12 protein-coding genes and 3 pseudogenes are annotated in these 14,185 nt (G+C 73.6%); 8 read left to right on the top strand and 7 right to left on the bottom strand.

The window, feature by feature from the left end:
• The 3 genes and pseudogenes from AOK18_RS09505 to cobC form a co-directional block, all read left to right on the top strand.
• Nucleotides 1–639, top strand: a pseudogene (locus tag AOK18_RS09505) (cobyrinate a,c-diamide synthase); the annotation flags it as partial.
• Between the two features lie 44 nt (nt 640–683).
• A pseudogene (locus tag AOK18_RS09500) lies at nt 684–1,070 on the top strand (cobalamin biosynthesis protein); the annotation flags it as partial.
• 49 nt (nt 1,071–1,119) lie between these two features.
• Entirely contained in the window at nt 1,120–2,166 is a 1,047-nt protein-coding gene (gene cobC, locus AOK18_RS09495; RefSeq protein ID WP_055694014.1) for an Rv2231c family histidinol phosphate aminotransferase CobC, read from the top strand.
• 96 nt (nt 2,167–2,262) lie between these two features.
• On the opposite strand, the gene AOK18_RS09490 is transcribed toward cobC, so the two are convergent.
• From AOK18_RS09490 to AOK18_RS09470, 5 genes are all read right to left on the bottom strand, one after another.
• Nucleotides 2,263–3,258, bottom strand: coding sequence for an SCO1860 family LAETG-anchored protein (locus AOK18_RS09490; protein ID WP_055694013.1), 996 nt, complete (start codon nt 3,256–3,258; stop codon nt 2,263–2,265).
• Nucleotides 3,259–3,510: 252 nt separating this feature from the next.
• Nucleotides 3,511–4,602 carry an amidohydrolase family protein gene (locus tag AOK18_RS09485; RefSeq protein WP_055573437.1) on the bottom strand — a complete coding sequence of 364 codons (1,092 nt, stop codon included), beginning with the start codon at nt 4,600–4,602 and terminating at the stop codon, nt 3,511–3,513.
• A gap of 91 nt (nt 4,603–4,693) precedes the next feature.
• Nucleotides 4,694–5,539: an amino acid ABC transporter ATP-binding protein gene (locus AOK18_RS09480; protein ID WP_240503121.1), complete on the bottom strand. Its 846-nt coding sequence runs from the start codon at nt 5,537–5,539 to the stop codon at nt 4,694–4,696.
• Nucleotides 5,536–6,369, bottom strand: coding sequence for an amino acid ABC transporter permease (locus AOK18_RS09475; protein ID WP_055573438.1), 834 nt, complete (start codon nt 6,367–6,369; stop codon nt 5,536–5,538). The genes AOK18_RS09480 and AOK18_RS09475 overlap by 4 nt, the downstream gene beginning before the upstream one ends.
• A gap of 4 nt (nt 6,370–6,373) precedes the next feature.
• The gene (locus tag AOK18_RS09470; RefSeq protein WP_055694012.1) at nt 6,374–7,228 is read right to left on the bottom strand and encodes a transporter substrate-binding domain-containing protein; all 855 of its coding nucleotides are present in this window, start codon (nt 7,226–7,228) and stop codon (nt 6,374–6,376) included.
• A 224-nt stretch (nt 7,229–7,452) separates the two neighbouring features.
• On the opposite strand from AOK18_RS09470, the gene AOK18_RS09465 reads away from it, so the two are divergent.
• The 5 genes from AOK18_RS09465 (at nt 7,453) to thpD (ending at nt 12,683) form a co-directional block, all read left to right on the top strand.
• The gene (locus AOK18_RS09465) at nt 7,453–8,556 is read left to right on the top strand and encodes a pyridoxal-phosphate-dependent aminotransferase family protein (RefSeq protein ID WP_055694011.1); all 1,104 of its coding nucleotides are present in this window, start codon (nt 7,453–7,455) and stop codon (nt 8,554–8,556) included.
• Nucleotides 8,557–9,328: 772 nt separating this feature from the next.
• Nucleotides 9,329–9,835: a diaminobutyrate acetyltransferase gene (ectA, locus tag AOK18_RS09460; protein ID WP_055574363.1), complete on the top strand. Its 507-nt coding sequence runs from the start codon at nt 9,329–9,331 to the stop codon at nt 9,833–9,835.
• Between the two features lie 91 nt (nt 9,836–9,926).
• Nucleotides 9,927–11,198 carry a diaminobutyrate--2-oxoglutarate transaminase gene (gene ectB / locus AOK18_RS09455; RefSeq protein ID WP_055574364.1) on the top strand — a complete coding sequence of 424 codons (1,272 nt, stop codon included), beginning with the start codon at nt 9,927–9,929 and terminating at the stop codon, nt 11,196–11,198.
• Between the two features lie 168 nt (nt 11,199–11,366).
• Entirely contained in the window at nt 11,367–11,765 is a 399-nt protein-coding gene (locus AOK18_RS09450) for an ectoine synthase (RefSeq protein WP_055574365.1), read from the top strand.
• Between the two features lie 6 nt (nt 11,766–11,771).
• The gene (thpD, locus tag AOK18_RS09445; RefSeq protein ID WP_055694010.1) at nt 11,772–12,683 is read left to right on the top strand and encodes an ectoine hydroxylase; all 912 of its coding nucleotides are present in this window, start codon (nt 11,772–11,774) and stop codon (nt 12,681–12,683) included.
• Between the two features lie 104 nt (nt 12,684–12,787).
• Here thpD and AOK18_RS09440 read toward each other — a convergent pair whose 3' ends face one another.
• Together AOK18_RS09440 and AOK18_RS34120 are read right to left on the bottom strand one after the other, a co-directional pair.
• Nucleotides 12,788–13,849, bottom strand: a complete 1,062-nt coding sequence (locus AOK18_RS09440; protein ID WP_055694009.1) for an aminotransferase class V-fold PLP-dependent enzyme — start codon at nt 13,847–13,849, stop codon at nt 12,788–12,790.
• Between the two features lie 140 nt (nt 13,850–13,989).
• Nucleotides 13,990–14,185, bottom strand: a pseudogene (locus AOK18_RS34120) (hypothetical protein); the annotation flags it as partial.

Raw genomic sequence — 14,185 nt, 5'->3', positions numbered from 1 at the left:
AGGTCCCCGGCCCCGGCGGCCGGGCGCCCGGGGGAGCCGGTGGTGGTCGCCGTCGCCGGCGGGGCGGCGTTCTCGTTCTCCTACGCGGAACACGCCGAGCTGCTCGCCGCGGCCGGGGCGGAGGTCGTCGTCTTCGACCCCCTGCGGGACGAGGAACTGCCCGCGGGGACCCGGGGCGTGGTCGTCGGGGGCGGGTTCCCCGAGGTGTACGCCGCCGAGCTGTCGGCCAACGAGCCGCTGCGGAAGGCCGTCGCCGAACTGGCCCTGGGGGGCGCCCCGGTGGCCGCCGAGTGCGCGGGACTGCTGTACCTGTGCCGGGAGCTGGACGGCCTGCCCATGTGCGGGGTGCTGGACGCCGCCGCGCGGATGACCGAGCGGCTCACCCTCGGCTACCGGGACGCGGTGGCGGTGTCGGACAGCGTGCTGGCCGCGGCTGGGACGCGGATGCGGGGGCACGAGTTCCACCGCACCGTCGTCGAGCCCGGCGCGGGTGGGGCTCCCGCGTGGGGGGTGCGGACACCGGCGCCGCGCGTGGAGGGCTTCGTGCGGCGCGGGGTGCACGCCAGCTACCTGCACACGCACTGGGCGGGCGAGCCCGGTGCGGCCCGCCGGTTCGTGGAGCGGTGCCGGGCCTCATGAGCGGTGGCGGGACGGACGGCCGCGCGCGGGCGGCCGGTTCCGGGCCGCCGTCCCTGGTCGTCGGGGTCGGCGCCTCGAAGGGCGTGCCGGCCGAGGAGGTGCTCGCGCTGATCGGTGCGGCCCTGCGCGACGCCGGGTTGTCCGCCGCGTCGCTCGCCCACCTGGCCACCGGGGAGGCGAAGGCCGGGGAGCCCGGCATCGTGGAGGCCGCCCGGCGGCTGGGGGTGCCCCTGGTGGTGCACCCCTCCGGGGAACTGGCCCGCGTCGAGGTGCCCCACCCGTCCGGCGCGCCGCTGGCCGCCGTGGGCATCCCGTCGGTCGCGGAGGCCGCCGCGCTGGTGGGCGGGGGCGAACTCCTCGTGCCCAAGCGCAGGTCGCAGCCCGCGGACGGGCGGCCGGCGAGGGCGACCTGCGCCGTCGCCCGGCGGCCGGCACCCCCCACGCGTCCGCGCCCCCCTGCGAACTGAACCGGAGGACAGCATGCACGACCTGCGACACCACGGGGACGCCGAGGTCCGGGACGACGGCTCCGCGCTGATCGACCTGGCCGTGAACGTCCGCTCCGGCACTCCCCCGGCGTGGCTGCGCGAGCGCATCGCGGGGTCGCTGGCCGGCCTCGCCGCCTACCCGGACGGGCGGACGGCGCGGGCCGCGGTGGCGGCGCGGCACGGGTTGCCGGTGGAGCGGGTGCTGCTGACGGCGGGGGCGGCGGAGGCGTTCGTGCTGCTGGCGCGGGCGCTGAAGGTGAGCCGGCCGGTGGTGGTGCATCCGCAGTTCACCGAGCCGGAGGCGGCACTGCGGGACGCGGGGCACACGGTCGACCGGGTGCTGCTGCGGGAGGAGGACGGTTTCCGGCTGGATCCCGGCGCGGTGCCCGGGGCGGCGGACCTGGTGGTGATCGGCAACCCGACGAATCCGACGTCCGTACTGCACCCGGCCGAGACCGTCGTCCGGCTCGCCCGGCCGGGCCGGACCCTGGTCGTGGACGAGGCGTTCCTGGACGCGGTGCCGGGCGAGCGGGAGGCACTGGCCGGCCGGACGGACGTGCCGGGACTGGTGGTCCTGCGCAGCCTCACCAAGACGTGGGGGCTGGCGGGCCTGCGCGTCGGGTACGTCCTGGCCGGGCCGGAGACGATCGGGCTGCTGGCGCGGGCGCAGCCCCTGTGGCCGGTGTCCACGCCCGCGCTGGCGGCGGCGGAGGCGTGCGTGGGCCCCGGGGCCCTGGCGGAGGCGGAGGAGGCGGCCCGCCGCACCGCCGCGGACCGCTCCCGCCTCCTGGCCGGCCTCGGGGAGTTCGCCGACCGCGGGGTACGGGCCGTGGAGGGCGCCGAGGGCCCCTTCGTCCTGCTCCAACTCCCGCACGCGGCGGCCGTGCGGGAGCGCCTGCGCGCACTCGGTTTCGCGGTGCGGCGCGGGGACACCTTCCCGGGCCTCGACCGGCGCTGGCTGCGCGTCGCGGTGCGCGACCGCGGGACGACGGACGCGTTCCTGGAGGCGCTGGGCCGCGCCCTGGACGACGCGGGCTGAGCCGCGGCGCCGCACGCGCCGGGGGCCCGGGCGGGTCCACGGGCTGCGGGCGGCCGCCGGTGCTGCCGGGTGCGGGGGGCTGCGGCGCTCCGGCGTCTAGCTGCGGCGTCCCCGGCGGGACAGCAGGACCGCCGCGCCGCCGGCCGCGAGGAGGGCGAGGGCGCCGCCCGCGACGTACGGGGCGGCCGGGTCGCCGCCCGTCTCCGCCAGGCCCGGCGCCGCCCGTCCGGCCCGCGCGCCCCGGGGCTCGACGCCGGTGCCGCTGCCGGCGGGGGGCACCGCGTCGGCCCGCTCCCGCTCCCTCCCCTGCTCCTGCGGCTCCTCCCGCCGCTCCGGTTCCCGCTGCCCGCCGGGTGCGGGGGCCGCGTCGCCGCCCGGGGCCTCGCAGGTGGCCTCGGCGAGGGTGACGGTGCCGTCGACCTCGGCGACGTTCAGCTTCAGCGGGTCGACCGACACCTCCAGCCGGAGCGCGGTGGCGGCGGCCGTGCGGGAGGTGGTCTCCGTTGTCGACAGGTCCAGGCGGACCTCTCCGACGCCCGGCACCTCGACCTCGGTGGGGCCCGAGGCGGTCAGCCCGACGCGCTTGCCGAACACCGTCACCGCGGCGGGCAGGGTGGCCGAGGCGAGCGGGGTGCGGCCGGTCTCGCAGACGGCCCTGGAACCGGCCGCCTCGAGTTCGACGAGCGGCAGCAGGGGAAGTCCGGGCAGGTGGATCCGCGCCTCGGCGAGGGTGGTGGAGGCCTCGGCCCTGTTCCCCTCGACCGTCGCCCTCGCGTCGGCCACCTCCGCGCGCAGCACGCTGAAGGGCCTGCCCCCGTCGACGCCCTCCAGGTCCGCGGTGAGGGCGGTCCGGTGCGCGCTCCGCGGCGCGTGGACCTCGTTGAGGGAGACGGTGAGCGGGACGTTCACCGTCCCGTCGAGCAGGGCGACGTCGAGCCCGGTGCGCAGGACGGCCGCGCTCGCGCTGCCGGGTTCCCCGGTGGCCTGCGCCGTGCCCGCTCCGGCCAGGGCCGCTGACCCCGCGGCGAGGACGGCGGCCGCGGCGACGACGGTCCGACGGCGGGCGGGCACGCGGGAGTTGGTGCTGTTCAAGGTGGTGGGACCCCCATGGGACGTGGGTGGGACCCGGAAAGAATGACCGCACCCGCGGGAGACCGTCAGCGATCCGGCCGCTCTTCACCCGTCCGTGACGAATCCGCCGGTACATTCGATTTCCGGGCGGTCCAGGGGTACGACCGTTCCCCTCCGCCGCCCGAGCGCCACCCGGTGGGCGGGTTTCGGCCGTCGGGCCGTGTCCCTCGGACCCCGCCGTCCGCACCGGGCCCCGCGCGGGCCGTACCGCCCCTACGCGACCACGCGCCCGTTCAGCACCACCCTGCGCGGATCCGCCAGCACCCGTACGTCGGCGCGCGGGTCGGCGGCGTAGACGACGAGGTCGGCCGGGGCGCCCTCGTCCAGGCCGGGGCGTCCGAGCCAGGCGCGGGCCGCCCAGGTGCCGGCCGCGAGGGCCTCGACGGGCGGCAGGCCGGCGGTGACGAGTTCGGCGACCTCGGCCGCCGCGAGGCCGTGCGGGAGACTCCCCCCGGCGTCCGTGCCGACGAAGACGGGGATGCCGGCGTCGTGGGCGGAGCGCACGGTGTCGTAGCGGCGTTCGTGGAGCCGGCGCATGTGGGCCGACCAGCGCGGGAACCTGGCCTCGCCGCCGTCGGCGAGGCCGGGGAAGGTGGCGATGTTGACGAGGGTCGGGACGATCGCCACGCCCCGTTCGGCGAACAGCGGGATGGTGTCGTCGGTCAGGCCCGTGGCGTGCTCGACGCAGTCGATGCCGGCCTCGACCAGGTCCCGCAGGGAGTCCTCGGCGAAGCAGTGGGCGGTGACGCGGGCGCCCAGCCGGTGCGCCTCGGCGATCGCCGCCTCGACGGCGCCGCGCGGCCAGCAGGCCGACAGGTCGCCGAGGTCGCGGTCGATCCAGTCGCCGACGAGCTTGACCCAGCCGTCGCCGCGCCGGGCCTCCCGGGCGACGTACGCGGCGAGGTCGTCGGGTTCGACCTCCCAGGCGTAGTTGCGGATGTAGCGGCGGGTGCGGGCGATGTGCCGGCCGGCCCGGACGATCTTGGGGAGGTCGTCCCGGTCGTCGGTCCAGCGGGTGTCGGAGGGCGAGCCGGCGTCCCGCAGGAGCAGGGCGCCGGCGTCGCGGTCGGTGAGCGCCTGCTTCTCGGCGACGTCGTCGGGGACCGCTCCGTGCCGGTCGAGGCCCACGTGGCAGTGGGCGTCGACCAGTCCGGGCAGCACCCAGCCCTCGACGGTCGTCACGTCCCGGACGCCGGCGGGGCGGTCGTAGGAGATCCGGCCGCCGACGACCCACAGGTCGTCGCGGACCTCGTCGGGCCCGACGAGGACGCGTCCCTTCACGTGCAGCACCGTGTGATCGCTCATGCACCGCACCTTAGGGGGTGGCGTGCGGATCCCGCCGGGCCCCGGCGCCGCCCGCCGGAGCCGGCCCGGTCCGCGGGCGCCCCGGGGCCCGCTACTGCGGTCCCGCCCGGCCGGGGGTGCCCTCCTCCACGTCCGCCATGGCCGGGTCGAGGAGCCGGGAGAGGAAGTGCCGGGTGCGTTCGTGCCGCGGGGCGCCGATGACCTGCCCGGGGGCGCCGTCCTCGACGATCACCCCGCCGTCCATGAAGACGACCCGGTCGGCGACCTCGCGGGCGAAGGTCATCTCGTGGGTGACGACCATCATCGTCATGCCCTCGTCGGCCAGCATCCGCATCACCGCCAGCACGTCGCCGACCAGTTCGGGGTCGAGCGCCGAGGTCGGCTCGTCGAACAGCATCACCTCGGGGCCCATGGCCAGGGCGCGGGCGATGGCGACGCGCTGCTGCTGGCCGCCGGAGAGGGAGGACGGGTAGGCGCCCGCCTTCTCCGCGAGGCCGACCCGCTCCAGGTTCGCGGCGGCGATCCGGGCGGCCTCCGCCTTGCCCCTCTTCAGCACCCGGCGCTGCGGCAGGGTGAGGTTCTCGGTGACGGTGAGGTGCGGGAACAGGTTGAACTGCTGGAAGACCATGCCGATCCGGCGGCGGGCGGCGTCGATGTCGACGTCCGGGTCGGTGAGTTCCGTACCGCCGACGTACACCCGGCCCTCGGTGGGTTCCTCCAGCAGGTTCACGCACCGGAGCAGGGTCGACTTGCCCGAGCCGGACGGCCCGATCACGCAGACGACCTCGCCCCGGCGGATCTCCAGGTCGATGCCGCGCAGCACCCGGTTGTCGCCGAACGACTTGTGCAGTCCGGCGACCCGGATCTCCGGTTCCCCGGACGGGCCCTCCGGCCGCTCGTCCGGCTGGTCGTCCGGTCGCTCGTCCAGCCGGCTCATCTGACGGCCTCCTGTGCCTTGGCCTCCATACGGCGTACGACGAAGCCGAGGGGAATGGTGATCAGCAGGTAGCACAGGCCGGCGACCAGGATCGGGGTGGAGTTGGCGGTCTGGCTGGCCAGGTCGCGCCCGTACTTGGACAGTTCGCGCTCCTCCAGGGTCACGCCGAGGAACAGCACCAGCGAGGAGTCCTTGAAGAGCAGGACGAGTTCGTTGGTGAGCGGCGGCAGGATGACCCGGAAGGCCTGCGGGATGATGATCGAGACCATGGCCCGCGCGGGCGAGAAGCCCAGCGAACGGGCCGCCTCCATCTGCCCCTTGGGCACCGCCTGGATGCCCGCGCGGATCGTCTCGGCCATGTAGGCGGCGGCCACCAGGCCGAGCGCGAGGGCGACCTTGCCGTAGGTGCCGCCGACGATCTCCGTGCCGGGGAAGGCGAGCGGCACGGCCACGCCGATGAAGATGAAGATCAGCAGGGCGGGCAGGCCCCGGAAGATCTCGATGTAGAGGCCCGCCAGCCAGCGGTACGGGCCGACCGACGACAGCCTCATCAGCGCGAGGAGCAGTCCGAGGGCCAGCCCGACGGCGAAGCCGGTCACCGTGTAGAGCACGGTGTTCTTCAGCGCCAGGGTGATGATGTCCGGGAACATCCGCTCGGCGATGTCGAGCTGGGCGAACTGGTTCTTCAGCCTCCCCCAGTCGGCCGAGGCCACGAAGGCTGCCACGGCGGCGACGAAGACGACGTACTGGGCACCGCGCGACAGCCGGCGCTTCTGGCTCCGGGTCAGGCCCTTCTTCCTCAGCTCCGGAGGCACCTTCGTGTCGGCCATGGGATCAGGTGGCGGACGGTTCGGCGGCGGACTCGTCGTACGGGCCGATCCACTGCTCGTACAGCTTCTTGTACGTGCCGTCGGCCTTGGCGTCCGAGAGTGCCTTGTTGACGGCCTTCTGCAGCGCGGTGTTGCCCTTCTTCACGGTGAAGCCGTACTGCTCGCCGGTGTCGAGGTTGTCGACGACCTCGTAGGCGTCGGCGGTGGCCTTGTCCTTGAGCCAGCCCTGGACCACCGGGAAGTCGATGACGACGGCCTTGACCTGGCCGGTGCGCAGGCCGTTGAGGACGGCGTCGGAGGACTCGAAGGAGACCGGGTCGAAGCCCTCCTTCTTGACGTAGTCCTCGCCGGTGGTCTGCGCCTGGGCGCCGAGCTTGACGTTCTTCGCCTTCACGTCGGCGAGCGAGGTGACGCCGGCCTTCTTGTCGACGAGGACGGCCTGGGTGGCGTTGAAGTACGGGTCCGAGAAGTCGACGTTCTTCTTCCGCTCCTCGGTGATGGTCATGCCGGCCGCGGCCAGGTCGCACTCGCCGGAGTTGAGGAAGGCGCCGGTCTTGAAGTTCTCGAACGGCGTGTCGAGGATCGCCTGCTTCACGTCCAGGTCCTCGGCGACCAGGTCGATCAGGGCCACGTCGAAGCCCTGCACCTTGCCGTCGATCTCCGACTGGAAGGGCGGGTACGGGAGGTGGGTGCACGTGGTGAGCTGCCCCGCCTTGGCGAGCTCGACGCCGCCGGCCGCGGTCTTGGAGGCGCCGCCGTCCCCCTCGTCGGTGGAGGTGCAGGCGGTCAGGAGCACCAGTCCGGCCGTCGCGGTGGTGGCGGCCAGGACACGGGTCCTGCGGCCGAGGAGCGTCTTCACTGAGGCCTCCTGGTAGGGAACGGATGAGGTTCTGATTATAAGGAGAGGTTTGGGTTCCTCAAACCAAACCGATGGCTGCGGGGTCGTCCGGCCTAAGAACCGGGCGTCGGGCCGGGGTCACCGGGGGCGGGGATACGCTCGACTCCGTCGAACCCGTGCCCCGTGCCCCGTGGTCCCTGCGCGAGCCGCGGCGCCGTAGAAGCCGTGATCTGGAGAGCAACGTCGTGAGCACCCACCCCTTCCTCGGCCTGGCCCCGCTGAGCGCCGCGCGCTTCGCCTCGATCGAGGACCGCGTGGCGCGCCTGCTGCGCACCGCGCAGGACGTCGTGATCATGCAGGGCGAGGCGCTGCTGCCGCTGGAGGGCGCGATCCGCGCGGCCGCCGGCCCCGGCACGACCGCGCTGAACGTCGTCACGGGCCCCTACGGGCAGACCTTCGGCGACTGGCTGCGGGACTGCGGCGCCACGGTGATCGATCTGGCGGTGCCGTTCCACACGGCGGCGACGGCCGGGCGGATCCGCGAGGCCTTCGCCGCGCACCCGGAGATCGACTTCGTCTCCCTGGTGCACGCGGAGGCGGCCACCGGCAACACCAACCCGGTCGCGGAGATCGGCGAGGCGGTGCGGGCCCACGGGGCGCTGTTCTACCTGGACGCGGTGGCGTCGATCGGGGCGGAGCCGGTGCTGCCGGACGCGTGGGGCGTGGACCTGTGCGTGATCGGGGCGCAGAAGGCGATGGGCGGTCCGGCCGGTGTGTCGGCGGTGTCGGTGAGCGAGCGGGCGTGGGCCCGGATGGCGGCGAACCCGCGGGCGCCGCGCCGCTCGTACCTGTCCCTGCTGGACTGGAAGCAGCGCTGGATCGACGGGGGCCGCACGGCACTGCCGCACGCTCCGGCGCAGCTGGAGATGCTGGCGCTGGAAGCCTGTGTGGAGCGCATCGAGGCGGTGGGCCTGGAGGCGGTGACGGCGCGGCACGCGGCGGCCGCGGCGGCGACCCGGGCGGGGGCGCTCGCGCTGGGCGGCGGACTGGAGCCGTACGTCCACGACGCGGCCCAGGCCGCCCCGGTGGCCACGACCCTGCGGGCCCCGTCGGGCACGGTGGCCTCCGAACTGGTGGGTCGCGCCCTGGCCGTGGACCCGGCGCTGCCGCTGGCGGCGGGGGGCGGGCCGCTGGCGAAGGAGATGGTCCGGGTCAACCACTACGGCCCCGACGCGACCCGGGGCGTGGTCCGGGCGAGCCTGGCGGCCCTGGGCACGGCGCTGGCGGAGCAGGGCCTGCCGGTGGACGTGCAGGGGGCCCTGCGAGCGGCCGACCACGGCTGGCGGTAGCCGGCCACCGCCCGGCGCGGCGCCCCCGGCGCCGGGCACGCGCTCCCGGCACCGGGGGTGAAACGCCGGGCGGGACACCGTGGGGCGGGGCGTGAGCGGGAACCGCCCGCACGGCGGGGCCGGACGGCGGCGGGCGCACCGCTGCCGGACCGTCCGCGCGTCGGAACCCCGCCGGACCGTCCGCGCGTCGGAACCCTGCCGGGCCGTGTGCGCACCGGACCCCCGCGGGGCCGTCCGCGCGGGACCGCTGCCGGACCGCTCACGGACGCGGGCCGGGTCCGGGCCGTTCGTGAGCGCCCACCCGGCCGGAGCGTGTGCGAGCCGTGACGTCCCGTTCCGGTCCCTTCCCGGAGGGCGTCGACGGCGGCGCCGCGGCGCGGCGAAGGCGCGACCCACGGGAAAGCGGAATCCCGAACGTGAATTCACGGGATTATCGAAAGCCATTCCCGGGTATTCCCCCGCCCTTCTCCCTCTTATTTCCCTATTACCTTCCAGGGCAGCTTCCCTTCATCTTCTGCCCCCATCAGCCAACCTTAAACCAGCCAATTTTCCGCAGCTGGAAACCATCGCATCCCGGACACCGTCGCGGGAGTTATGGACTTGTGATCAGATCCACAAGCTGCCCGATTCTCCCCTTAAATCACGCACGAACCGGGGCATTCCACCACCTCTCCGCTTGCGGCCTCACGCTCGCGCGATAACATAGACAAGCCACTCAGGTAACCCCGACAGCCGATGCAATTTCGAATTTACCTGGGTAAGTTCAATTCACATGACTGCCGCACAAGCAGACCTGCACGTCGACCGCCCGACCCCGGCGGACGGAGCCGCACTGTGGCGGATAGCCAGGGACTCGAAAGTCCTCGACCTGAACTCGTCGTACAGCTATCTCCTGTGGTGCCGGGACTTCGCCGCCACATCCGCCGTCGCACGGGAGGCCGGCGGGGAGCCCGTCGGCTTCGTCACCGGCTACGTACGGCCGGACAGCCCGCACACCCTGCTCGTCTGGCAGGTCGCGGTGGACGAGACGCACCGCGGCCGGGGCCTGGCCGCCGCTCTGCTCGACGGTCTGGCCGCACGAACCGTCGCGGAACACGGAGTGACCACCGTGGAGACCACCATCACACCGGGGAACACCGCGTCCGAGCGCCTGTTCACCGCGTTCGCCGAGCGCCACGGAGCCCGGCTGGAGCGCGAGGTGCTGTTCGAGGCGGAGCAGTTCCCCGACGGGCCGCACGACCCCGAGGTGCTGTACCGCATCGGGCCCCTCACCCCCTGACCACCGGCCCCCGCGCACGACCCGTGCGTCACTCCGCCGGTCCCCCGGACTACTCCCTCTGACTTCCCACGCCACTGAGGAGCGATTCGTCGTGACCATCACCCAGCCCGATCTGAGCGTCTTCGAGACCCTCGAGTCCGAGGTGCGCAGCTACTGCCGCGGCTGGCCCACCGTGTTCGACCGAGCACACGGCAGCCGCATGTACGACGAGGACGGCCACGAGTACCTCGACTTCTTCGCCGGAGCCGGCTCACTGAACTACGGCCACAACAACCCCGTGCTGAAACGGGCGCTGATCGACTACCTGGAGCGGGACGGCGTCACGCACGGGCTCGACATGTCGACGACGGCCAAGCGCGCGTTCCTGGAGTCCTTCCAGAACTGGATCCTGCGCCCGCGCGACCTGCCGTACAAGGTGATGTTCCCCGGCCCGACGGGCACCAACGCCGTCGAGTCGGCGCTGAAGCTGGCGCGGAAGGTGAAGGGACGCGAGTCGATCGTGTCGTTCACCAACGCCTTCCACGGCATGTCGCTGGGCTCGCTCGCCGTGACCGGCAACGCCTTCAAACGCGCCGGGGCGGGCATCCCGCTGGTGCACGGCACGCCGATGCCGTTCGACAACTACTTCGACGGCGCGGTCGAGGACTTCCTGTGGTTCGAGCGGCTCCTGGAGGACCAGGGCTCCGGCCTCAACAAGCCCGCCGCGGTGATCGTCGAGACCGTGCAGGGCGAGGGCGGCATCAACGTCGCCCGGCCCGAGTGGCTGCGCGCCCTGGCGGAGCTGTGCGAACGCCAGGACATGCTCCTCATCGTCGACGACATCCAGATGGGCTGCGGCCGTACCGGCGCCTTCTTCTCCTTCGAGGAGGCCGGCATCACGCCCGACATCGTCACCGTGTCCAAGTCGATCAGCGGCTACGGGCTGCCGATGTCCCTGTGCCTGTTCAAGCCCGAGCTGGACGTCTGGGAGCCGGGCGAGCACAACGGCACCTTCCGCGGCAACAACCCCGCCTTCGTCACGGCGACCGCCGCCCTCGAGGCCTACTGGGCCGACGGGTCGGCGATGGAGAAGCAGACCCGTGCGCGCGGCGAGCAGGTCGAGCAGGCACTGGCCGCCGTCGCCGAGGAGAACCGCGCCGCCGTGAAGGAGTACCGCGGTCGCGGGCTCGTGTGGGGCATGGAGTTCCACGACAAGGAGCGGGCCGGCCGCATCGCCGCGCGCGCCTTCGAGCTCGGCCTGCTGATCGAGACGTCCGGCCCGGAGGGCGAGGTCGTCAAACTCCTCCCGGCGCTGACCATCACCCCGGACGAGCTGGACGAGGGGCTGACCACGCTGGCCCGCGCCGTCCGCGAGACCGCCTGAACCGTCCGGGCCGCCCGGACCGCCGGATCACCCCGGTCCGTCCGGGCCACCCGGCCAGGGTGACCCCCTGAACCGTCCGCCGCACCCTCCGGGTCCCGGGCCCCGGCCCGGCCCCCGGACGGCCGGCGGGCACCTTCCGCACCCCCATCGAGGAGGCATCGCAGCACCGTGATTGTCCGTTCCTTCAAGGAGATCGAGGGTACCGACCGGCACGTGAAGTCCGCGTCCGGTACCTGGGAGAGCAAGCGCATCGTCCTCGCCAGGGAGAACGTCGGCTTCTCCCTGCACGAGACCATCCTGTACGCCGGTACGGAGACGTCGATGTGGTACGCGAACCACATCGAGGCCGTCGTCTGCGTGGAGGGGGAGGCAGAACTCACCGACCACGACTCCGGGCTGACGCACACGATCACGCCCGGGACGATGTACCTCCTCGACGGGCACGAGAAGCACACACTGCGGGTCAAGAAGGACTTCCGCTGCCTCTGCGTCTTCAACCCGCCCGTGACCGGACGGGAGGACCACGACGAGAACGGCGTGTACCCGCTGCTCACCGAGGAGGTGTGAGATTCCATGACCACCGTTACCCCCGGCACCCAGACCCACGTCCCCGACCTCTATCCCACCCGCGGCAACGCCGAGGTGCTCACGCCCCGGCAGGACCCGGTCCTCTGGGGCGCCCCCGACGCCCCCGGCCCGATCTCCCCGGCCGACCTGGGGTCGTACGAGCGTGACGGCTTCCTCGCCGTCGACCAGCTGATCACCGACGACGAGGTGGCCGTCTACCGGGACGAGCTGAACCGCCTGGTCGCCGACCCGGCGGTCCGGGCCGACGACCGGTCGATCGTCGAGCCGAAGTCCAAGGAGATCCGGTCGGTCTTCGAGGTCCACCGGATCAGCGAGGTGTTCGCGCGGCTGGTGCGCGACGAGCGCGTCGTCGGCCGGGCCCGGCAGATCCTCGGCTCCGACGTGTACGTCCACCAGTCGCGGATCAACGTCAAGCCGGGCTTCGGGGCCAGTGGCTTCTACTGGCACTCGGACTTCGAGACCTGGCACGCCGAGGACGGACTGCCGCGGATGCGGGCGGTGTCGGTGTCGATCGCGCTCACCGAGAACCTCGACACCAACGGCGGGCTCATGATCATGCCAGGGTCGCACAAGACGTTCCTCGGGTGTGCGGGGGCCACGCCGAAGGACAACTACAAGAAGTCGCTGCAGATGCAGGACGCGGGGACGCCCTCCGACGAGGGGCTGACCTCGCTGGCGTCCGAGTACGGCATCAAGCTGTTCACCGGCAAGGCCGGTTCGGCGACCTGGTTCGACTGCAACTGCATGCACGGCTCCGGGGACAACATCACGCCGTTCCCGCGCAGCAACGTGTTCATCGTGTTCAACAGCGTCGAGAACACGGCCGTGGAGCCGTTCGCGGCGCCGGTCCGGCGGCCCGAGTACATCGGGGCCCGGGACTTCACCCCGGTGAGGTGACCACGCCGGCCCGAACGCGTCGGCGGCCGTGACCGCGGGCCGGTGCCTCCCGTGCGGTACGGGAGGCACCGGCCCGCCGCCGTTCCCGCCCGGGCGGGCGCGGTTCAGCCGGGCAGCGCGTCCAGCAGCCGGTCCACGTCGGCCGGGGTGTTGTAGAGGTGGAAGGACGCCCGCAGGTGGCCGGCCCGGTCGGACAGGGCGAAGCCCGCCCTGCTCAACTCCGGCTGGAGGCGGCCCAGTCCCGGCACGGACACGATGGCCGAACCGGGCGAGGGAACGGGTTCGTGGCCCAGCGCGGCGAGTCCCGCGCGGAAGCGGTCGGCGAGGGCGACGTCGTGGGCGTGGACGGCGTCCACCCCGATCTCCTCGAGGAGTTCGAGGGAGGCCCGCAGTCCCGTGTAGCTGAAGAGGGCGGGGCTCGTGTCGAACCGGCGGGCCGAATGGGCGAGTTCGGCCACGGGCCCGTAGGCGCTGTTCCAGGGGTTCTCCGCCGCGGCCCAGGCCGCCTGGACGGGGAGCAGGTCGCCGAAGTCCTCGGGGACGGTCAGGAAGGCCCCGCCGTGCGGGCCCAGCAGCCACTTGTAGACGATGGCCACGGAGTAGTCGAAGGCACCGGCGTCGACCGGCAGCCAGCCGATCGCCTGGGAGAGGTCGACGTAGGTGCGGGCGCCGTGCGCCCGGGCCGCCTCGCGCAGCGCGTCCAGATCGGCGATCCGGCCGTCGGCGGACTGCACGGCGCTGACGGCGACGAGGGCGGTGTCCGGGCCGACGGACCCGGCGAGCCGCTCCAGCGGCACGGTCCGCACCTCGAGGTCGCCGCGGACGTGGAACGCGTTGACCACCGAGGCGAAGTCGTTCTCGGCCGTGAGCACCTCGGCTCCCGGCCGCAGGGAGGCCGCGACCAGCGCGGTGTACAGGGCGGCGGTGGCCCCGACCGCCACCCGCCCGGCGGGGACGCCGGCCAGCCGGGCGTAGGCGGCCCGGCCGGCCTCGACGTCGTCGTACAGGGGGTCCAGCGGACCGCCCGCGGCCCTCAGCCGCGCGGCGTCCTCGAGGGCGGTCACCGCACGCGCGGGCAGGAGCGCGTTGGCGGCGGTGTTCAGGAAGGTGTTCCCCGGGGTGAACTCGGTACGGACGAGGCGTTCCAAGGTGTCCAAGGTCTTCATGGCACCACTCTGCGGCCCCGGGATCTTCCCCGTCCATCGGCTTGTTCTGCGCGGAACCGCTGAGGAATCCTTACGGATACACCCCGACCTGCGAAGGAGCGGTGCCGCGGGTACGGGCCGCCGGTTCCGGAACGGCCGGTTCAGGTCTGCGGCACCGCGCAGCCGTCGGGGCCGCAGACCTCCGCCCCGCCCTCGACGGTCTCCAGCCGCGGACGCGCGTCCCAGGCCTGGGTCAGCGCCCGGGTGAACACCTCGGCGGGCTGGGCGTGCCCTTCTTCGTCCTCGACCGCGCGTACGGCGTCTCCGGCGCCCAGCCCGCCGAGGTGTTCACCCGGG

Origin of the sequence: Streptomyces prasinopilosus, assembly GCF_001419695.1 — a bacterium.
GTDB lineage: Bacteria > Actinomycetota > Actinomycetes > Streptomycetales > Streptomycetaceae > Streptomyces > Streptomyces prasinopilosus.
This window is presented reverse-complemented; position numbering and strand designations above follow the sequence as displayed.